This is a genomic window from Streptomyces sp. NBC_00358, assembly GCF_036099295.1.
Lineage (GTDB): Bacteria > Actinomycetota > Actinomycetes > Streptomycetales > Streptomycetaceae > Streptomyces.
This window is the reverse complement of sequence record NZ_CP107976.1, coordinates 4,407,607-4,427,467: the sequence shown is the minus strand read 5'-3', so window position 1 is coordinate 4,427,467 and position 19,861 is coordinate 4,407,607. Positions and strand designations below refer to the sequence as shown.

13 protein-coding genes and 1 tRNA gene are annotated in these 19,861 nt (G+C 70.8%); 7 read left to right on the top strand and 7 right to left on the bottom strand.

What is annotated here, in order from left to right:
- The first annotated feature begins 112 nt into the window (after nucleotides 1-112).
- The 5 genes from OHT01_RS18630 to OHT01_RS18610 all read left to right on the top strand — a co-directional run bounded on the left by OHT01_RS18630 (nucleotide 113) and on the right by OHT01_RS18610 (nucleotide 6,437).
- Nucleotides 113-1,696 carry an alpha/beta hydrolase gene (locus OHT01_RS18630; protein ID WP_328554266.1) on the top strand — a complete coding sequence of 528 codons (1,584 nt, stop codon included), beginning with the start codon at nucleotides 113-115 and terminating at the stop codon, nucleotides 1,694-1,696.
- Between the two features lie 108 nt (nucleotides 1,697-1,804).
- Nucleotides 1,805-1,878: transfer RNA gene (locus tag OHT01_RS18625), tRNA-Thr, on the top strand.
- A gap of 1,160 nt (nucleotides 1,879-3,038) precedes the next feature.
- The gene (locus tag OHT01_RS18620) at nucleotides 3,039-3,713 is read left to right on the top strand and encodes an ABC transporter ATP-binding protein (protein WP_328554265.1); all 675 of its coding nucleotides are present in this window, start codon (nucleotides 3,039-3,041) and stop codon (nucleotides 3,711-3,713) included.
- Complete coding sequence (locus tag OHT01_RS18615) at nucleotides 3,710-6,001, top strand: FtsX-like permease family protein (protein ID WP_328554264.1); 2,292 nt, start codon at nucleotides 3,710-3,712, stop codon at nucleotides 5,999-6,001. The genes OHT01_RS18620 and OHT01_RS18615 overlap by 4 nt, the downstream gene beginning before the upstream one ends.
- Before the next feature lie 85 nt (nucleotides 6,002-6,086).
- Nucleotides 6,087-6,437 carry a hypothetical protein gene (locus tag OHT01_RS18610; protein ID WP_328554263.1) on the top strand — a complete coding sequence of 117 codons (351 nt, stop codon included), beginning with the start codon at nucleotides 6,087-6,089 and terminating at the stop codon, nucleotides 6,435-6,437.
- A 51-nt stretch (nucleotides 6,438-6,488) separates the two neighbouring features.
- On the opposite strand, the gene OHT01_RS18605 is transcribed toward OHT01_RS18610, so the two are convergent.
- From OHT01_RS18605 to OHT01_RS18575, 7 genes are all read right to left on the bottom strand, one after another.
- Nucleotides 6,489-7,076: an NADPH-dependent F420 reductase gene (locus tag OHT01_RS18605; protein WP_328554262.1), complete on the bottom strand. Its 588-nt coding sequence runs from the start codon at nucleotides 7,074-7,076 to the stop codon at nucleotides 6,489-6,491.
- 70 nt (nucleotides 7,077-7,146) lie between these two features.
- Nucleotides 7,147-8,415 carry a beta-ketoacyl-[acyl-carrier-protein] synthase family protein gene (locus OHT01_RS18600; protein ID WP_328554261.1) on the bottom strand — a complete coding sequence of 423 codons (1,269 nt, stop codon included), beginning with the start codon at nucleotides 8,413-8,415 and terminating at the stop codon, nucleotides 7,147-7,149.
- A gap of 1 nt (nucleotide 8,416) precedes the next feature.
- On the bottom strand, nucleotides 8,417-9,745 hold the full coding sequence (locus OHT01_RS18595; RefSeq protein WP_328554260.1) for a beta-ketoacyl-[acyl-carrier-protein] synthase family protein: 1,329 nt from the start codon (nucleotides 9,743-9,745) through the stop codon (nucleotides 8,417-8,419).
- Nucleotides 9,742-10,206, bottom strand: a complete 465-nt coding sequence (locus OHT01_RS18590; RefSeq protein ID WP_328554259.1) for an SRPBCC family protein — start codon at nucleotides 10,204-10,206, stop codon at nucleotides 9,742-9,744. Before OHT01_RS18590 ends, OHT01_RS18595 begins: the two co-directional genes overlap by 4 nt.
- Nucleotides 10,193-14,272: a non-ribosomal peptide synthetase gene (locus OHT01_RS18585; protein WP_328554258.1), complete on the bottom strand. Its 4,080-nt coding sequence runs from the start codon at nucleotides 14,270-14,272 to the stop codon at nucleotides 10,193-10,195. Before OHT01_RS18585 ends, OHT01_RS18590 begins: the two co-directional genes overlap by 14 nt.
- Before the next feature lie 86 nt (nucleotides 14,273-14,358).
- Nucleotides 14,359-14,652: an acyl carrier protein gene (locus OHT01_RS18580; protein ID WP_328554257.1), complete on the bottom strand. Its 294-nt coding sequence runs from the start codon at nucleotides 14,650-14,652 to the stop codon at nucleotides 14,359-14,361.
- 40 nt (nucleotides 14,653-14,692) lie between these two features.
- Entirely contained in the window at nucleotides 14,693-16,504 is a 1,812-nt protein-coding gene (locus OHT01_RS18575) for an acyl-CoA dehydrogenase family protein (RefSeq protein WP_328554256.1), read from the bottom strand.
- A 946-nt stretch (nucleotides 16,505-17,450) separates the two neighbouring features.
- Between OHT01_RS18575 and OHT01_RS18570 the strand changes: the two genes are divergently transcribed.
- Nucleotides 17,451-17,942 carry a MarR family winged helix-turn-helix transcriptional regulator gene (locus OHT01_RS18570; protein WP_328554255.1) on the top strand — a complete coding sequence of 164 codons (492 nt, stop codon included), beginning with the start codon at nucleotides 17,451-17,453 and terminating at the stop codon, nucleotides 17,940-17,942.
- Nucleotides 17,943-18,191: 249 nt separating this feature from the next.
- Nucleotides 18,192-19,805 (top strand): MFS transporter, encoded by a 1,614-nt coding sequence (locus OHT01_RS18565; protein WP_328554254.1) that lies wholly within the window; start codon nucleotides 18,192-18,194, stop codon nucleotides 19,803-19,805.
- The last annotated feature ends 56 nt before the right edge of the window (nucleotides 19,806-19,861 follow it).

Here is a 19,861-nt window from a genome sequence, read left to right as displayed (position 1 = left end):
ACTGTCCGGGTCCGGGGGACGGAGCCGGCGATGAAAGTTGACCGAGTCACTCGTACGAGCCGCTTCTGCGACTGAAGGTGATCAATTGATCGCGCAAGGTTACGCTCGCGGGATGCACCTGAGGCGCACCTCCCGGCCGACCCGACCCGTCCGTGCGAGCGGCGTGCTGCTGGCCGCCGCGGCGCTGCTCATCTCCGCGTGCTCCTCAGGGAGTTCCACGACGACGGCGGCGACGTCCGAGGCGGCGCTCACCGCGCTGCCGCGCGCCACACCGTCGGCACTGGCGCCGTACTACCAGCAGAAGCTGAGCTGGCGCAGCTGCGGTGTCCCCGACTTCGAGTGCGCCACGATGAAGGCGCCGCTCGACTACGCGAAGCCGGGCTCGGGCGATGTCAGGCTGGCGGTCTCCCGCAAGAAGGCCACGGGGCCGGGCAAGCGGCTCGGTTCGCTGCTGGTCAATCCGGGAGGGCCGGGCGGTTCGGCGGTCGACTATCTCCAGTCGTACGCCGGAATCGGCTATCCGGTGGATGTCCGCGCCCGCTACGACATGGTCGCGGTCGACCCGAGGGGAGTGGCCAGGAGCGAGCCGGTCGAGTGCCTCAACGGCCGCGCGATGGACGCCTTCACGCAGACGGACACCACGCCGGACGACGGTCAGGAGACGGATCGGCTCGTCGAGGCCTACAAGAAGTTCGCCGAGGGTTGCGGCGCGCACTCGCCGGAGCTGCTCCGGCACGTGTCCACGGTCGAGGCGGCCCGCGACATGGACATTCTGCGGGCCGTGCTGGGCGACCAGAAGCTGTCCTATGTGGGGGCGTCGTACGGGACGTTCCTGGGGGCGACCTACGCGGGCCTCTTCCCGGACCGGGTGGGCCGGCTGGTGCTGGACGGCGCGCTGGACCCGTCCCTCACCTCGCGCAAGCTGAACGAGGAGCAGACGGCGGGGTTCGAGACGGCGTTCCAGTCCTTCGCGAAGGACTGCGTGCGGCACAGCGACTGCCCGCTGGGCGATGCGGGCACGAGCCCGGACGAGGTGGGAAGGAACCTGAAGGCGTTCTTCCAGCAGTTGGACAAGAAACCCATCCCGGCCGGCGACCCGGACGGCCGCAAGCTCGGGGAAGCGCTCGCGACCACGGGCGTGATCGCGGCGATGTACGACGAGACCTCCTGGCCGCAGCTTCGTGACGCGCTCACCTCGGCGATGAAGAAGAACGACGGCGCCGGGCTGCTGGCCCTCTCCGACAGCTACTACGAGCGGGACGCCGACGGCCGGTACGCGAACCTGATGTCCGCCAACGCCGCCGTGAACTGCCTCGACCTGCCGGCCGCCTTCTCCGGCCCGGACCAGGTGGAGCAGACACTCCCCGCTTTCGAGAAGGCGTCCCCCGTCTTCGGTGAGGGACTGGCCTGGGCCTCCCTGAACTGCGCGTACTGGCCGGTCAAGAACACCGGCGAGCCCCACCGTATCGAGGCGAAGGGCGCGGCGCCGATCCTCGTCGTCGGCACCACCCGCGACCCTGCGACCCCGTACCCCTGGGCCCAGTCCCTCGCCTCCCAGCTCTCCTCCGGGACCCTCCTCACCTACGTCGGCGACGGCCACACCGCGTACGGCCGCGGCAGCACCTGCATCGACTCGACGATCAACCGCTACCTCCTCCAGGGGACCCCTCCCGAGAAGGGAAAGCGCTGCTCATAGCCCCGCCGCGCACCCCTGGGCCACATGCTCCCGGGCGTGTGCGGAGCACCCCTGGAAACTGTGTAGACTTACCGACGTTGCTGATCGCACCATAGGTGTGAGCAGCGCGCCGCCTTAGCTCAGATGGCCAGAGCAACGCACTCGTAATGCGTAGGTCTCGGGTTCGAATCCCGAAGGCGGCTCTGTGGAAGCCTCAGGACTCACTCGCCGTGACCTGGGGCTTTTGCTTTTTTTCCGGACGTGCCGGTGATGTGCGTCGTGGCCGGGGTGCTCGGCGGAGTGGTATCAGGTTGCCCGAAGTGGCTCTGCCGACCTCGTACCCGTTGGGCGCGGTCCTGGAAGGCGCCGCTTCACATGTGCGTGCCCGCGACGCTGCCGTCGGCGCGTACCGCCTCCAGTGTGCAGAAGTGCGTGGTCCCACGCGGCCGGGGTGTCCGTGTGGGAGCGGGTCGCGGCCGGCAGTAGTCCGGCTTGCAGCGGCTCGTACGCCGCCTTGGTGGCCGCGTTCCACCGGCTGACCTGTTGGCCGGCGAGGGTGTCGCACTCGGCTATTGGCGCACCGCCGGTTGACGGACGGCCCGTTCTGGTCGGGTCCGCCGATCGCGGTGCCGTAGTCCACGCTGTCGAGGTTCCGGTCCCGGTGACCCTCACGGACGGCCGGAGGCCCAACTCGATGGCCTCGAATCGGCGACCGTTACCCTCGGGTCGCTCGAAGGCGGCACGGCGTCCCAGTGGTCCTTGGTCACGACCGAGTACACGTACGTCCCGCCGTCCCGGAGGCTGCCACGGAGGACGGCGAGCGGGTCGCTCGTGCCATCCGTGCAGGAGCAGGTGCCGAGCCGCTTGACCGTACGGTCGGCCTTCCCTGTGCCGATCCAGTCCCGTAGTGCCGGACGTCGTCCTCGGTCGAAGCCGCCCAGCTCCGCAGCACGCCGTCGGCGCGCGGGGTGGTCTTCACGCCGGTGACCGGCCCGGCACGACGCGGTCGCCGGTGCGGACGAAGAGCGGTGCGGACGGCGCCGACACGTTTCCGGCCGGGTCCACCCGCCGGAATCCAGCCAAACCAGAGTAATCACGATTAATTCAGTTTCGGTCTTCTTCGCTCCATTTAGGATCATCGATGGCCCTGGAGGCATCGCGACCAATCAGGGTGAACAACCAAACGGGAGAAGAAATCAGCGAGTCGGCCATTCCGGCGCTCACCACGGGGGCGCGGTCTTCCAGGAACCCCGACAACTGCTCGCCGACCAAGCACTACCAGCGGTAGTCGGTCGCTCTGGCAAGACCGCGGGTCCAGGGTGTCCTCCTGGGCCCGCACGCTTCTTTGGGGGAAGCCAACAGCATGTCAGAAATACTTGTTGCCAACGGAGTCGACCTCTCCTACGGCAAGCAGCCGGCCGTCCTCGACGCCCACATCTCGGTGTCCGTCGGGGAGGTTGTGGCGATCACCGGACAGAGCGGTTCCGGCAAGTCCTCGTTGCTCTACTGTCTCGCCGGCGTGCTGCCTGCCACTCGTGGGTACGTGCGGTTCGAAGGGCGGGTGCTCGGCGATCTCTCCGACGACGAGATCAGCGCGCTCCGCCGGGAACGGTTCGGATTCGTCTTCCAGTACGGCGAGTTGCTGCCGGAACTCACCGTGGAGGAGAACACCGCCCTGCCTCTGCGCCTGGCTGGGCAGCGCAAAGGACCCGCACTCGCGGCAGCCGGCGAGGTGCTCGAACGACTCGGACTCGGTGAACTGCGCGAGCGGCGTCCTGGTCAGGTCTCCGGCGGACAGAGTCAGCGCGTCGCGGTCGCGCGTTCCCTGGTGCATCGGCCGGCGATCGTTTTCGCGGACGAGCCGACCGGGTCGCTCGACAGCGCCAACGCCTCAGCCGTACTCAAGGAGTTCCTCGGACTGGCGCGCTCGCAGGGGACCGCCGTCATCCTGGTGACGCACGACCCGGCCGTCGCCGCCCAGGCCGACACCCACTACACGATGGCTGACGGAGTCCTGAGCCCACGGGGTGCGGCGTGAGGGAATTCCTGCTCGGTCTGCGCCTGCTGTTCGGGGCGGGACGCGGTAACCGAATACGCTTCTTCCTCATGGCCGCCGGGGGTTCGATCGGGGTCTGCTGCCTCGCCCTCGTTCTCACCGTTCCGGCGATCCTCGACGCGCACGACGGCCGTGCCGCCGCCCGGCAGCCCGTCACCTCCGCCAGAGGTCCGGCGAACGGCACACTCGTCCTGCAGCGCGATGATGCCTACGGCTCACGGTCCTTCACCCGGGTGTTCGTCGCCGAGGGTGCCAAGGGCCCCCATCCGGTACCTCCCGGGCTGAGTGAACTCCCTTCCCCTGGTGAGGTGTTCGTCTCTCCGCGCGTGCATGACCTGCTGCGTGCCGCACCCGCCGTCAAAGCCTTGCTGCCGGGTCGCGAAGCGGGCGTGATCGGCCCGGCCGGGCTCGCACATCCCGACGAGCTCTACGCCTACATCGGAACCGATCGGGCCGGTATCGCCCGCGAGGGACGGACACTGAAGGGGTTCGGCTACGGCTACGCCCCCTTTCCTGCCGTCGAGCCGTCCACCCTCACCGATGTACGGTTCGCCCTGGCCACCCTGGTCCTGCTGCCCCTGGGAATCTTCCTGTCGGTCTGCGCCCGGCTGTCCGCCGCCAGCCGTATGCGCCGCCTCGCGGCACTGCGGCTGCTGGGCCTGAGCATCAAGGGCACGCAGCGTGTGAACGCGGCCGAGACCGTCGTCGCGGCGTTGCTGGGCGGAGTGCTGGGACTGGGCGAGTACTGGGTGCTCAATCAGGTGATGTCCCGGGCCGGTCTGCCGGGGCTGAGGTGGTATCCCGGCGACGGCGCCCTGTCGGCCGCCACGATCGCTGTCTGCCTGCTCGGCTGTCCGGCCCTGGCCTGGTTCGTCAGCCGTAAGAGCGCGCGGGACGCGACCGCCAACCCGCTCGCGGTACGGCGTACGGCGGTCCCGCGGCCCCCGTCCAAGTGGGTCGGCCTGCTGTTGCTCAGCGGCCTGGGCATCGTGTGCGGATTCTGCGCAACCGACCTGATGGGACACCCCGCCTCCAGCCTCGGCCTCAACGCGCTGCTGGTGGTCGCCGGCGTCGTCCTGACCGGCGTGGGGCTGGTGCTGACGCTGCCGCTGCTGTCGTACGCGCTGGCGCGCCGGGTGGCGCGGACCACCCAGTCCCTGACGCTCAACCTCGCGATGCGGCGCAACGAGGCCGAGCCGGGCAGCGCGATGCGGGTGGTCACCAGCCTGGTCCTGCTCGTCTACGTCGCGTCGCTGGCCCAGGGTGTCCTCATCCAACTGGAACAGGTCACTCGCCCGTCCGGCGCCGTACAGGACTACTCCTTGCCCCTGTCGGGGCTCAGCACACGGCAGCAGCGGGACCTCGACGAGGTGTCCGGGGCCCAGGCACACGCCCTTCTGATGAACTCCTGGGTCGACCTCGAAAACGACCAGCCCGGCGTCGTCCTCTCCTCGGCCACTGCTCTGGTGGCCACGTGCGCCCAGTTGCAACGGATGACCGTGCGCACCGAGGGCTGTGTGGACGGCAAGGTGCTGCGGCTCGTGGACCCGAACTCAAGCGTGGGATCCGACATGCATCCCGGCAAGTCGTTCCCCTTCCGCCTTCGTTCCGACAACGGGCGGGCCCAGCGCCTGGACATCGCCGTGCCCGCCGGGCGGGTCGTGTACAGCGGGTATTCCGGGTCCGCGGTCGGCACCGCCGAGCTCCTCGTCCCGCCGTCCGTCCTTCCCGCCGACGCCCGCCCCCGAGACGCGGAGCTCCTCCTCGCAGGCAGCTCCGACCCCAGCCGGGTACGTGCGGTCCTCGATGGCATTGCCGCCGTCGCCCCGATCGCCGAGATCGAACTCGTGGGGCTGAACATCCAAGGCCTTGAGCAGATTTCCGTGGTCGAGACGTTGCTGGCCCTGGGCATGGTCATGGGGCTGGTCATCGGGGTGGCCGCCTTCCTGGTGTCCGTCACCGACCGGGCCGTCGAGCGCCGCGCACAGGTCACCGCCGTGACACTGATCGGCGCGCGGGCCGGAACCATGCGGGCCGTGCAGTGTGCCCAGGTCGTGCTGCCATTGGGCCTCGGACTGGTCCTGGCCCTGTTCACCGGCAAACTCGCCGAGTCCAGCTACCTGATCACCGGCGGCGGCACGATCCAGTGGGACCTGGCCGGCATCCCCCTGCTCGCGCTCGCCGCGGCAGGCGTGGTGGCGATGGCCGCGGTGGGCTCCCTGCCGCTTGTGGGCCGCCGCATCGACCCGGAACTGATCCGCCGGGACTGATGGGCCGGTCCGCATCACCGACGACCGCTCACGGAACTCCTGCCCTGTCGATGCGCAGGGCAGGATGCTCCTCGTAGTTGCTCCGATGCCGAGAAGGTTTCCCGGAGGGGCGAGGAAGCTGCCGCGGGAGGGCATCTCGAAGCTGGACCTCTCGCTGCCGGACGACGTGGACCCGGGCACCGCCCCGGTGCGCTTCCGGGGCACCCGCAACGGCGCCGCTGGACCCGTCATCGACGCCACCGCCGACGTGAGGCTCGTGCGCCGGTCCGACGGTTGCGGCGGTGGCGGGTACAGCCGGGGACTCGCGTTCACCAGGGGCGGAGGTTTGACGACGAGGATCCCGCCGGGCCTTTGGGAGGCCTGGGTCAAGGGGGACGAGCAGCCGCCCGCCACGGCGTCACCTTCCACCGGCCGCAAGGGGCAGGTGCGGGGGTAGGGGTAGGGGGTTTCGCGCGGGTTGTCGGCTCGGGGGCAAGGGGATGGGTCGTCATGCGGCCGACAATCCCGTCTGGCCCACCCCCGACAGTGCCATCCGCTCCACCCGCCGCGCCTGGTCCAGGCCGCCGGCGTCCGTGTAGGTGAAGGGCGTGGTCGCGCACAGGCGGAGGAACGCGTTCTTCGCACCGGCGTCGTCGGAGATCACCCGAATGTCGGGGGCGGCCGGGTCGGGGCTTCCGTCGAACGTCTCCCACCACACGTTCTTGAAGGCGCCCACCAGCCGTGCCTCGGGGAACGCGGCGGCGAGGTCCTCGGTGCCGCCGACCGCCCAGGGGCCCACGAAGTCGACGTGACCGCCCGTGAACGGGTTGGTGATGTCCACCAGGATCTTCCCGCGCAGACCGGCGCGCCAGGGCCCCAGTTGCTGCACCGCTCCCTGTACGCCGAGGAAGGCGGGGATCACCGTCGAGGACCGCGCCACCACCTCCTCGCAGCTCCCGCTCGTCACACCCGTCGCTCCTGGTGCCCCGCGTGCCGTGGTGGCCCGGCCGAGCCGCACCTCGTGTCCGGCCCGGGCGAACATCGTCGCCAGCGTGACGGCGATCCCGCCCGTTCCCAGTACCCCGATGGTCGTCATGGTCGTACTCCCCCCGTCAACTCCTGCTCCCCTCGCCGCTGGTCGTGCCCTGGTCCTGCCCTGCCCCCGGTCATGCCGTACGGGTCAGCACCAGGCTGACGTTGTGGCCCCCGAAGCCGAAGGAGTTCGCCAGTGCCGCGTCCCACCGGCCCGTGCGGTTGGTGCCGCCGACCACGTCCAACCGGACGTGTGGGTCGGGTTCGTCGAGGTTGAGCGTGGCCGGAACGACCCCGTGGTGGAGCGCGAGCAGGGCGGACAGGGCCCCGAACGCCCCGGACGCGCCGAGCATGTGACCGGTCATCGACTTGGTCGCGGTCACCACGGGATGGTCGCCCAGCGCCTTCGCGACGGCCTCGGCCTCGGCGAGGTCCCCGCCGGGGGTGGAGGTGGCGTGGGCGTGCACGAGGCCGACATCGCCCGGTTCCAGTCGCGCGTCCCGCAGCGCTTCCCGTATCGCGCGGATCTGCCCCTCGGTGTCGGACGCCGAGATGTGTCCGGCGCTCGAGTTGACGGCCGCGCCGGCCACCGCGCCGTACACACGGGCTCCCCGGGCGCGGGCGAACTCCGCGCGTTCCAGGACCAGGACGGCCGCGCCCTCGGACATCACGAATCCCGAGCGGGCGGTGTCGAACGGCCGGGACACCGCGGCCGGGTCGCCCTGCTGCCGCGAGAGCGCCTTCATCTGCGCGAACGCGGCCAGCATGAACGGATGCAGACACGCCTCGGTGCCCCCGGCCACCACGACGTCGGCGCGGTCCAGCCGGATCAGGTCCAGTGCCAGGGCGATCGACTCGGCGCCCGAGGCACAGGCACTGGCCGGGGAACGCGCGCCCGCCCGCGCCCCCAGATCGATGCTGACCCAGGCCGCCGGTCCGTTCGGCATCAGCATCGGGACCGCGTACGAGGACAGTTTCCTGCTGCCCGACCGCTGGTACAGGTCGTTCTGGCCGAGCGTGCTCAGGACACCCCCGATCCCGGTGCCGACGACCACGGCCAGCCGTTCCGGTTCCACCGCGGGCCGGCCGGCGTCCTGGAAGGCCTCGCGGGCGGCCACGACGGCCAGTTGCTCCCCGCGGTCCAGCTTGCGGGCGGGCACCCGGCCGAGTACCTCGACCGGATCCGCGGTCACCGGCCCCCCGATCCGCACCGGCAGATCCGCGGGCCCTTCCCCGCCCCTGTCGCGCTCCCCGCCCCCTTCCCGCTCCTCGTACAGGGTGCGTACACCGGAACGGGCGTCGAGCAACGACTGCCACGAGTCGGCCGCGTTCGCCCCGACCGGGGTCAATGCGCCCAGCCCCGTCACGACCACGCCGCGGTCGCGGTTCCCGGCCCGTGTCATGTCAATTCCCCTTCTCCGCCAGGGCGTTGGGGGCACGGTCGACCGGGCCTCGGAAGGTCAGGGCCACGTTGTGGCCGCCGAACCCGGCCGAGTTCTTCACCGCGATGTTCTGCTCGGGCCCGAGTTTGAGCGGGCTGTCGTGCACCACGTCGACCGAGAGCCCCTCGTCGAGGCGGGTGAAGTTACGGGTCGGCGGCACCAGCCCGTGGTACAGCGCGAGGATCGTGGTGATCGACTCGATCGCGCCCGCCGCGCCGAGGCTGTGCCCGGTCATCGACTTGTTCGCGGTGAGGGCCGGGCCCTGTTCCGCGTCCCCGAACACGGCCCGCACCGCACGCGCCTCGGACGAGTCGCCGGGTCCGGTCGCCGTGCCGTTGGCGTTGAAGTGCGCGACCTCCGCGGGCGTCACACCGGCGTCGTCGAGGGAGGCGCGGACCGCCGCGGCGGTCCCGGTGCCGTTCGGCTCGGGCTGCACGATGTGGTACGCGTCCGATGTGACGCCCACCCCGGCGAGTTCGGCGTAGATCCGGGCGCCGCGTTCCCGTGCGTGCCGCTCGGACTCCAGTACGAGGATGCCCGCCCCCTCGCCCAGGACCATGCCGTCGCGGTCCGCGTCGAACGGGCGGCAGGCGGACGCGGCGTCGTCGACCCGCTGCGACAGCGCTCGCATGGCCGCGAACGAGGACAGGACCAAGGGGTGCAGAGGGGCCTCGGCGCCGCCCGCCACCACGATGTCCGCGTCTCCGCCGCGGATCAGTTCGGCCGCCGTGACCAGCGCCTGGGTGCCGGAGGAGCAGGCGTTCACCGTCGCGTGGACGCCGAGGCGCGCGTTCACCAGCAGGGCGACGGCCGCCGCGGAGCCGTTGCCCATGGACATCGGCACCGTCATTGGGGGCACCCGCCGCCAGCCCCGCGTCTTCAGCGCCTCCCAGCCGTCGATGATCGAGGTCATGTCGCCGAGCGCGGCCGAGACCACCACGGCGACCCGGTGCGGGGCCGTGGGCGCGTCGTCGAGTCCCGCGTCGGCCCACGCCTCCGCCGCGGCCTTCACCGCGAACTGGGCGGAGCGGCTCAGCCGCCGGCGCTGCTGGTACTCCAGACCGAGACCGGGGTCCGCCTTCGACCGCCCGCCGAGCAGCGGCGGAAGGTCCTTGGCCCAGGACTCCCCGTCCAGCCGGCCCAAGCCGCTCTCGCCGCGCAGCATGGCGTCCCAGGTGCCGGCCACGTTCTCACCGAGCGCGGTGATCTCCCCGAGCCCGGTGACGACGACCTTCGCGGCTTCGTCCTGACGGGCCTTGTTCCGGCGGGCGTTGTCCTGACGGGTGTTCATCGGCGGTGCGCTCCCTGTCCGAGCTGTGCGGCGAGCTTTCCGGAGTCCTTCTTGACCGAGTTGACGAGCACCTTCCTGAGCAGGGACTTCGGCATGATCCCGAAGTAGTCCCCGGGCTCCACCTCGAACGTCCAGTGCACGGTGGTGGTGCCGTCCTCGTTCTCGGCGTAGTCGTACGTGCCGACGTAGTGGAACGGGCCCCGCAGGGTGTGGAACCTCGAACGCCGGCCCGGCTCGAACTCGCCGATCTCCACGGTGAATTCCATCCGCTTGCCGATCAGCTGGAAGGTGATCTCGTACCGGCCCCCGGACCGCGGCTCCCCGTCGAGGAGCTTCACGTCCACGCAGGCCGCCTGCCATACGGGGTCCTGGGCGGGGTCCGAGAGCAGGGCGAACGCCTCCTTCGGCGGTACCGGGAGGCGGAACGTGTACTCGGCCTTCACCAGTTCAGTCGTTGCCATCGTCGGTGGGTCCTTCCATGTGCGGGGCGATCGCCTGTGCGGCGATCTCGGCGTGCGGCGGATACATCACCGAGTTGTGGTCCCCGGGGACGTCCATGACGTGCAGCGAGCCCTTCACCAGGGCCTCCCAGCCGAGCCGCGGCCCGTACCCGGCCGGCTCGTCGGCCGCGCGCAGCAGCACCAGGTCCACTTCGGCGGGCTCGGGGAGGTAGGTCTGCAGGGCGATGCCGTTGGCGAGGTACGCCTCGAAGTAGCGCAGGATCTGCGCGCGGTCGGCGTCCTCGGCGAGGACGCCGATGGCGGCGGCCCGCTCCAGGATGTGGTCGAACGCGGCGTCTCCGCCGAGTGCCCGCAGGTCGTCAGCGGGGATGTCGAGCGTCTTCCCGGCGGGCACCGCGAGGTCCCGTGCGAACCAGGAGAGGATCGTCGAGTCGTCCGCGGACTCCGGGATGTTCTCCTCGACGGGTGCCCGGCTGTCGATGCCGACGAGGAACTCGATCTCCTCGCCCGCCGCGCGCAGTTGCACCGCCACCTCGTAGCCGATCACGCCGCCGAAGCACCAGCCGCCGAGGGCGTACGGGCCGGCCGGCTGGATCTCCCTGAGGTAGTCGATGTAGCGGGTGGCCATGGCCTCCACGCTGATCTCGGCCTCGCCCTCGTTCTCGATGCCGGGGGCCTCGATCGCCAGGACCGGCCTGCCAGGCGGGAGGTGGCGGGTCAGCTCGACGTAGCAGAACACGGTGCCGCCGAAGGGGTGGAACAGGAAGACGGGCCGTCGGCCCGGGTCCCCTTCCCGCAGGGTGACGACCGGGGTGCGCGAGCCCTCCTGGCCGCCGGACCGCACGATGGCGGCCAGTTCGGCGATGGTGCCGTGGCGCAGCATGACGGAGATCGGGATCTCCACGTCCCACTCGGCGCGGACGGCCGCGCTGAGCCGGACGGCGAGCAGCGAGTGCCCGCCCACGTCGAAGAAGTCGTCGTGGATGCCGACCTGGGAGATCCCGAGGATCTCGGTCCACATGCGTGCCAGGGTGATCTCGGTGGCGTCGCGCGGCTTCTCGAAACCGGCGCCCGAGGCGACGACGGGCTCCGGCAGCCGGGCCCGGTCGATCTTCTTGTTGGCGGTCAGGGGCAGTTCGTCGAGGACCATCACGATGCCGGGCACCATGTACGGCGGAAGGGACACGGCCGCGGCCGACTTGACGTCCGTCGTGCGCAACTCGGCCCCGGACTCGGCCACCAGATAGGCGACGAGCCGGTCGTCGCGGACCACGACGACGGCCGTGGAGACCCCGTCGACCGCTCCGAGGACGGCCTCGACCTCGGAGAGTTCGATGCGGTAGCCGCGCAGCTTGACCTGGTTGTCCAGGCGGCCGTGGTGCAGCAGCCGTCCGTCGCTGGTCCAGCGGGCCCGGTCACCGGTGCGGTAGAGGCGCCGGTCCGGCGCGGCCGGCAGTCCGGTGACGAACCGCTCCGCGGTCAGTTCCGGGCGGTCCCAGTAGCCGAGGGCCAGGCCGTCGCCGCCGATCCAGAGCTCGCCGGGGAATCCCGGCTCGACGCCACGGCCCTGCGGGTCGAGCACGTGCAGCCGGGTGTTGGCGAGGGGCGCGCCGATGTCGACGCCGGACGAGGGCTCCACCTGGCCCGCGGTGGACCAGATGGTCGTCTCGGTCGGCCCGTACACATTGCGCAGGCTCGCGACCCGGAGGGACAGGAACTCGGCCAGTTCCAGCGGGAGTTCCTCGCCGCCGCACAGCACGTTGAGCCGCGGGCAGCCGTCCCAGCCGGCGTCGCGCAGCATGCGCCACGAGGTGGGGGTGGCCTGCATCCAGGTGGCGCCGGACTCGTCGATCCGGGCCCCGAGGGCGGCGCCGTCGGCGGCGGTCCCGCTGTCGCACACGACGACCCGGCCGCCGGCCACCAGGGGCATGTACAGCTCCAGGCCGGCGATGTCGAAGGAGATCGTGGTGACGGCCAGCAGGCTGTCCGAGGCGGTGAACCCCGTGTCGTCCCGCATCGCGAGCAGCAGGTTCGTCAGCGCGCGATGGGGGATCGCCACACCCTTGGGGCGCCCGGTGGAGCCCGAGGTGTAGAGGATGTATGCCAGGTCGTCGGAGCCGGAGCCGGAGCCGGAGCCGGAGCCGGAGTCGGAGTCGGAGTGAGAGTGGCACGCGGCCGTCGGGTCCGAGGGGGCGGTGGTCGAGCCCGGGGAGCCGAGGGCCACCGGGTCCCCGCCACCCGCCTCCGCCTCCCCGTCCGGGGCGGTGTCCGTGACCCCGGCGGCGAGGTCGTCCAGTTCCAGGACCGGAAGGCCGGGCAGCCGGCTGTCGTACAGGTCGCTCTGGCTGATCAGGAGCCGGGCGCGGGAGTCCTCCGCCATGTAGGCGAGCCGCTCGGCGGGGAGCTTCGGGTCCAGCGGGACGTACGCGGCGCCGGCCTCCAGGACGGCCAGGAGCGCGCCGAGCAGCGGCGCACCGCGCTCCGCCATCACCGCTACGCGGTCGCCCGCCGTGACACCGGCCGTCCGCAGGGCGGCCGCGGTCTCCTCGACCGCCGTCAGAAGCCGGGCGTAGCTCCACTCCTCGGTGTCGGCACTCACCGCGGTCGCGTCGGGCGTGCGCCGGACCTGGTCCCGGAAGAGCTCCGGCAGCCGGGCCGCGGGTATCTCCCGCTCGGGTCCGGAGCCCCACGCGGCGAGCCGGGACCGCTGCCGCTCGTCGCCGCGCACCAGTTCGCGCAGGGGCTCGTCCGGGTGGGCGACCAGGGTCTCGACCGTGGTGACGAACGTGGCGGCGAGCTCCGCGGCCGTGCCCGCCCCGAAGATGTCGGTGTTGTAGCGCAGGACACCCGCGAAGGCGCCGTCGCGTTCCGCGCCCATCTCGATCCACAGATCGGTCTGGCCCTCCTGCTGCGGCAGCGGATAGGGCCTCAGGGTGGCGCCCGCGAGCTCCGACTCGGCGCCCGGGCCCGGCTCCAGCAGGAAGAACGCGTCCATGTCGTTCAGGAACGGCAGCCGGTCCCAGGCGAAGCCCGCCTGGTAGAGCGGCGTCCGGCTCGGATCCCGCGGCGGGGCCAGCTCCCGTACCAGCCAGGGGAAGGGCAGCTCCTGTGCCCGCATCGCTTCGAGCACCCGCTCACGGGAGGCCGCGAGCAGCCGGCGGTACGTCGACTCCTCGTCGACCTCGCCGCGTACGACGACGGTGTTGACGAAGTTGCCGAGGGCGTCCCGGAACCGCCGCCGCAAGCGGCCGGAGGTCGGGGTGCCGACCAGGATGTCGGACTGTCCGCTCAGCCTGCTCAGCAGGACGAAGTAGGCGGACAGCAGCACCGTGTACGGCGTCGCCGAGGTCTCCCGCGCCAGCAGCCGTACGGCTTCGGTCGCGGCGGCGGACAGCGTGAACGGCGCCGAGCCCCCGTCGTAGGACGGCGCGGGCGGGCGCGGCCGGTCGCCGTACAGATCCAGGCCGGGCGGTACGTCCGCCAGCCGCTTCTCCTCGTCGTCGAGGAGCGCCCGCGCCTTCTCCCCGGTCAGGAAGGAGTGCTGCCGCTCGGCGAACGCGGCGAAGGCGCCGCCGTCGAGCGTGAACCGGCTCGCCGTGCCCTCCAGCCGGGCGCGCACCTCCGAGAGCAGCAGGGCCAGCGACCAGAAGTCGGCCGCGATGTGGTGCATCACGAGGGCGAACACCCAGGTGCGCTCGGCGGTGCGGTAGAGGTGCACGCGCCACAGCGGCGGCCGGGACAGGTCGAACGGGGTCCTGGTGTCCGCCCTGACGAGGTCCCGCAGGACCTGTGGGTCCATGCCCCGTGCGTCGGTGCGGCGGATGTCGGGCGGCACCGCGTCCCGGACGAACTGCTCGGGCCCCTCCGGACCGGCCCGGAAGCCGGTCCGGAGGGCGTCGTGCTCACGGGTCAGGCCGTCGAGGATGTCCCCGGCCCGGACGCCGAGTTCGGCGTCGGCGGTCGCCTCCGCGGCGAACACGATGTGGTAGGCGGAGCATCCCGGGTCCGTCTCGTGGATGAACCAGAGGCCAGCCTGCTGCGCGTTGACGGGACGCACGGAATCCACCGGACCTCCGGGGCCCGCCGGGGCCTTCGCATGTGCCGCACCCGCGGGACCTGACGGATCCGCCGAAGCCGTCGGGTGCGCTGTCGTCATCGCTGACCGTCCGTGGCCGCGGAGACGGGCTCGGCGTTCATCAGGTTCCAGAGCGCCTCGGCCAGGGTGTCGACCGTCGGGTGGTCCCAGAGCAGGTCCACGGGCAGGTCGGAGAGGCCGCAGACGTCCTCGATCTCCATGCCGACGGTGAGTGCCGCCATGGAGTCCAGGCCGTAGTCGGTGAAGGGCCGGTCGGTCGCCAGCTCGGCGGGGGCGATCCCGGCTTCGGTGGCCACCGCTTCGAGGAGGACCCGCTTCACTTCGTCGATCGTCATGCTCGTCGTGCTCATCGCGTTTCGGTACCTTTCGGTGTTCGGCAGTGAGGTGATGTCAGGCGGCGGTCGACGCGTGGTCCCGGCCGGCGGCCTCGCGCGCGCCGGGCTCGGCCATGCGCACCCGGCGGACGGAGAAGAACTCGTTGTCGGCGAGCTGGGAGTTCATCCGGGTGAAGAGGTGCCGGGCGGTCGACGGGTCGAGGTCGCCGGCCTCGTACTGGTGGATCTGCCGGCGGGCCAGCGCGGCCTCCAGCCATTCACCGTCGGCGAAGAACTCTTCGAGGTGGTCCCGGTTGAACAGCCACACCCCGAGGGCCGCCACCTTGGCGTGCAGGGCGCTGAGTTCCTCCGCCACCCGGATCAGCCGGGGCGGGGTCGACTTGGCGGACGCCGACGGCTGCGCGGGCAGCCCGGCCGTCCACTGCCGTACCTCCTGGACCCGTGCGAGCAACTCGTCCAGTTCCTGCCGCAGTTCCTCGGCCCGGCCGCGCAGGGCGGCGAGCCGGTCCTCGTCGCAGCCGGCGGACGGTGACAGTCCGGCGAGGCGGCCGATCAGCGCGGGCAGACTGGCGAAGGTCGCGTCCCGGCCCCGCCCGAACACGCTCACCCGGTCCGGCTCGAAGGCGGGCAGTTCGGCCCGCAGGTCGTAGAGCCGCCGCCAGTCCTCGTCGGGGGTGTGCCCATGTGCCTTGGCCAGGGCGGGCAGTTGGAGCGCGAGGCTGTCCAGGCAGACCGGCTCGCTGCCGTCGAAGACCGAGACGACGGCGCCGTCACGGAGCATCTTCTGGAACGTGCCCACATGTTCGGCGGAGCGCATGAAGTACCGGGCGCCCAGCGTGCGGGACAGCACCTTGCTGTTGAAGTCGACCAGGCGGGCCACCTGCACCTTGGCCAGGTTCGCCCAGATGCTGAACTGCTCGGTGTACAGATGCAGTCCGCGCATCGCGACCAGGCTCTCGCACTCGGCGACCAGCAGGCTCAGGTACGCGTTGGCGAGGGATTCGGTGACGTACGGGATCTCGTTCGCGGGGCCGTCGTAGAGGACCCGGTCGGACAGGAACCCGGCCACGGTCCGCAGCATGGTGTCGCCGGTGCCGAGCGACAGGCCGGTGCAGAAGGTCCGGGTGATCAGGAGCCCCCGCAGGGCCAGTTCGAGTCCTTCGCCCTCGGTGCCCAGCCGGGCCGAGGCGTCCACCCGGGCGTCGTCGAAGGCGATTCCGCTGATGTCGCAGCCGCGCAGGCCGTAGGTCGGCACGCGGGGAACGCCGGTCACCTCGCCGGAGACGACCTGCGAACGGTCCACGAGGAACATGGACTGCCGGCGCTTGGCCGGTGTCCCTTCGTCGCCTGTGGTGCCGAGCAGCACCACATGGGTGGAGGTCCGGCCGCGGTTGATCGGCCATTTCTCGCCGGACAGGACGTACTGCCCGGCGTCCGGGGTGGCCGTGAACCGGTTGGCGGCCAGGTCGGCGCCGTGCCCCGGCTCGGAGTACGCCAGACACGGGACGACCCCGCCGTGCAGGACCGTGGCGGCCCACTTCGCCTGCTGTTCGGCGTCGCCGCCGATCCAGGCGAGCATCATCCAGACCTGGGTGCTCTCGCTCACCGCGACGTTCATGTCCCGGCGGGCGATCACCCTGGTCAGCATGAGGATGTCCTCGGCGGCCCGGAGATCGCCGCCCAGCCGCTCGGGAACGAAGTACCGGTTGAATCCGAAAGCGCGGACCTGATCGATTCCCGCGGCGGGCAGTTCGTCCCGTTCGTCGAGCTCCAGAGCCCCGGCGAAGGATAAGGAGTTCCATTCCGTCGCGGGGTCGCCGAGCCAGTCCTCGAAGGCCTCCGCGAGCGCGGTGCTTGACTGATTCATTGAGCGTTTCCATTCCATGCTGGAGAGGACGAGGGCGTGAAAGGGCAGCCCTGTCCGAAAAATGGCCGTGGTGATGGAGAAGTGCGTGACAAAAGGCGCACGGCGCGACGCGCGAGAGCGCGGCACGGCGTGAAAGAGTCAGGCCGGTGATTTCAGGCCGGTGATGTCAGCCGAATGATGTCGGACCGGTGATGTCGTGCCGACGGCGTCGGGTCAGGGACGTCGTCGGGCGAGCGGCATCAGGTCGGGGACGTCGTGCGAGTGACGTCGGGTGTCTGCCGTGAGGCCGGGCCCGTGGCGCCGGGTCAGTGGCGCCGGACCCGGTGGCAACCCGGTGACAACCCGGTGACGTCAGGCCAGTGACGTCGGACCGGTGGTGTCGGACCGGTGGTGCAGGCCCGGTGAGGTCAGGCGGGCGCGAAAGGGTGCGCCGTCCCCGGCGTCAACGTTGTCCGCGACGACATCTGATCGAAAAGTAAGCCATTCTGTATTCCCCCGTTGCGCGAAGCGCGTTTATTTTCCCCGTGCGTGGCCGAGCTCGCTGATAGCTATGTTCTGGCCAGGCAATTTGAAAGCCTAGCAGGCGCGCCACTTCGCCCCATGTGACGCGGGTCACATGCATTTACCGCACGCGGTGATCGAATGTTCGATTGCAGGCTTGATCATCAAAGGGCTGACCTCGCCCCATTCCGGAGAATGACCACTTCCATTTGCGGAAATGCGGACCCGTGCGGTCCGGTGGATTTTGCAACGGCATAACCGGTCGGGGTGCCGGGGTTGATTGCGGAGGCGAGGATTCCCCGCGACCCGGAGCTCGGCGCGGTGCGGTCGGGGGTCCCGGGGCGGCGGGCGGCGGGCGGGGGATCCCGCCGGGGGATGGGTTCGGGGCCCCGGAACCGTTGTATCTTCGATAGTGGAGACTGCCACGATTAGAAGGAGCCGGCTCATGGTGCGCAGCGGCAACGCCGAGCAGCTCGGGGCGTCCCCCCGGAAGGACTTCCTCATCGCCGAGCGTCCCGGCTACCTGCTCCACAAGGCGGGGCTGGTGCTGGTGGAGGATGTGGAGAAGGCGCTGGGCGCGGTCGGTATGCGCATCCGCTACTTCTTCGTGCTGGCCGCCCTGGCCGGCGGGCCCGAGCTCTCCCAGCAGGACCTCAGCCGGCTGCTCAACCTCGATCCCACCACGGTCGTGACGGTGATCGACGAGATGGAGCGCAATCAGCATGTCGAGCGCCGGCGCAACCCGGCCGACAGGCGGCGCTACAACCTGATCCTCACCGAGTCCGGCCGTGAGGCGCTCGCGACGGCGGACCGGGTGGCCACGGAGGTCGAGTCGGCCTTCTTCGGCGCGCTCGCCGAGGACGAGCGCGAGGCGCTGCGCAAGATGCTCGGCGTGCTGATGGCGGGCCGCTGGCCCGCGTCCGTCTGCTCCGACTGACGCACACCTTCTCGGACGCTCCGGCGGAAGAGTCCCCTGCTGGAAGACGCCCGCGGCGCCGCGTGAAGCAGCACTGCGGGCTTTGTCGTGCCCACGGCCGTCACCGGGGGAAGCCGGGCGGTGACCGGTGGTGACCCGCCGATCCGTCCCGCGGTCGGCCGCTACCGACCGTCACGACCGTTGACGTATGGCTTTCCAATCATCTAGATTTCCATCATCTAAGGATCCGGCTGATTGGAAGGTTCTCGCATGTCCGCAGAACGCGCACCATCGCCCACGAGGTGGTGGACACTCGGGATCGTCGCGTTGGGCTCGTTCATGCTGATGCTCGATCTGAGCGTGGTCTCCATCGCGCTGCCGCAGATCCACCGGTCCCTGGGAAGCAGCTTCGCCGACCTGCAGTGGGTCTTCGACGCCTACGCCCTCACGCTGGCGATCTTCCTGGTGGCGGCGGGCTCGCTCGCCGACCGGATCGGCCGCAAGAAGGTCTTCCAGGTGGGCTTCGCCATCTTCACCGCCGCCTCCCTGGCCTGCGGTCTGGCGGACGGCGCCGGGCAGTTGAGCTGGTTCCGGGCCGTCCAGGGTGTCGGTGCCGCCATCATGTTCGCGGTCGGTCCGGCGATGCTCAGCCATGAGTTCCACGGCAAGGAACGGGCGACCGCGTTCACCGCGTTCGGTGCCGCCGTCGGTCTCGCCGTCGCCACCGGCCCGCTCATCGGCGGTTCGCTGATCAACGCGCTGTCCTGGCGCTGGATCTTCTACATCAACGTGCCGGTCGGTGTGATCGCCCTCCTCATCGGCGCGCTGCGTGTGCGTGAGTCGCTCAACAGGCGGGCCCATCCCACCGACTGGTCCGGTCTCGCCACGTTCAGCGTCGCGCTCGGGGCCCTGGTCTTCGCCACCATCCGCGGACCCGTGGAGGGCTGGACCAGCGGCACTACGCTCGGCCTGTACGCGGCCAGCGCGCTCTTCCTGGTCCTCTTCGTGGTCATCGAGCGGCGGCTGGGCGAGCGCGCTCTGATCGACCCCGCGTTCTTCCGGAGCCCCACCTTCGTGGGCATCTCCCTCGTCGCCATGATCGGCAACGCCGGGGCCCTGCCGTCGGTGTTCTTCGAGACCAGCTACCTGGAGAACATGCTGCACGTGGACGCCTGGGGTACGGGGCTGCGGTTCCTGCCGCTGACCGGCGCGATGTTCGTGGCCGGTGCCCTCGGCGGCGGTCTCATCGGCAAGGTCCCCTTCCGGGTGCTGCTGGGGGGCTCGACCCTGGTGATGGGCGTCGGCATCCTGTTCCTGAACCTGACCAAGGCCGATTCGTCCTGGACGGTGCTCGTTCCCGCGCTGGTCATCGCCGGCTTCGGCATGGGCGCCTTCAACCCGGCCCGGGCCGCGCTGGCCATCGGGGTCACGGAACCGGCCAAGGCGGGTGTCGCCTCCGGCATCAACGAGACCTTCCAGCAGGTCGGCATCGCGGTGGGCATCGCCGGTGTCGGCGCGTACTTCCAGCACAGCGTGTCCCAGGACTTCACGTCCTCGGCGGTCGGCAGGCAGATGGGCGGCGCCGCCGCCGATCAGGCCGCCCACGGCATCAGCGCCGGCTCCCTGGACGCCGTCGCCAAGGCCGCGGGGCCCCTGCGCGACAAGGTGCTGGCGACCGGCCAGGACGCGTTCATGAACGCCTTCCACGGCGCCATGACCCTGAGCGCGATCCTCGGGTTCGTCGCCGCGCTCATCGGCTTCACCATGCTGCGTACGAAGGATCTGCACGCCAGCGCCCTGTCGACCATTCCGCCGGACGTCGACGAGGACGGCGAGGTGCGGTCCGACGGTTCGCCGGACGTCGCGGTGGGCGCGACGGCCTGACGGCTTCCCTCCGAAAGCCGTCCCCGCGGACACCGTCCCTCCGAACACCGCCCCGG

Bases quoted from the DNA above. Each gene is read 5' to 3' on its own strand.
- OHT01_RS18605 (WP_328554262.1), bottom strand. From the start codon at position 7,076: ATGACGACCATCGGGGTACTGGGAACGGGCGGGATCGCCGTCACGCTG.
- OHT01_RS18575 (WP_328554256.1), bottom strand. From the start codon at position 16,504: ATGAATCAGTCAAGCACCGCGCTCGCGGAGGCCTTCGAGGACTGGCTC.
- OHT01_RS18590 (WP_328554259.1), bottom strand. From the start codon at position 10,206: ATGGCAACGACTGAACTGGTGAAGGCCGAGTACACGTTCCGCCTCCCG.
- OHT01_RS18580 (WP_328554257.1), bottom strand. From the start codon at position 14,652: ATGAGCACGACGAGCATGACGATCGACGAAGTGAAGCGGGTCCTCCTC.
- OHT01_RS18600 (WP_328554261.1), bottom strand. From the start codon at position 8,415: ATGACACGGGCCGGGAACCGCGACCGCGGCGTGGTCGTGACGGGGCTG.
- OHT01_RS18610 (WP_328554263.1), top strand. From the start codon at position 6,087: ATGCCGAGAAGGTTTCCCGGAGGGGCGAGGAAGCTGCCGCGGGAGGGC.
- OHT01_RS18565 (WP_328554254.1), top strand. From the start codon at position 18,192: ATGTCCGCAGAACGCGCACCATCGCCCACGAGGTGGTGGACACTCGGG.
- OHT01_RS18620 (WP_328554265.1), top strand. From the start codon at position 3,039: ATGTCAGAAATACTTGTTGCCAACGGAGTCGACCTCTCCTACGGCAAG.
- OHT01_RS18570 (WP_328554255.1), top strand. From the start codon at position 17,451: ATGGTGCGCAGCGGCAACGCCGAGCAGCTCGGGGCGTCCCCCCGGAAG.
- OHT01_RS18630 (WP_328554266.1), top strand. From the start codon at position 113: ATGCACCTGAGGCGCACCTCCCGGCCGACCCGACCCGTCCGTGCGAGC.
- OHT01_RS18595 (WP_328554260.1), bottom strand. From the start codon at position 9,745: ATGAACACCCGTCAGGACAACGCCCGCCGGAACAAGGCCCGTCAGGAC.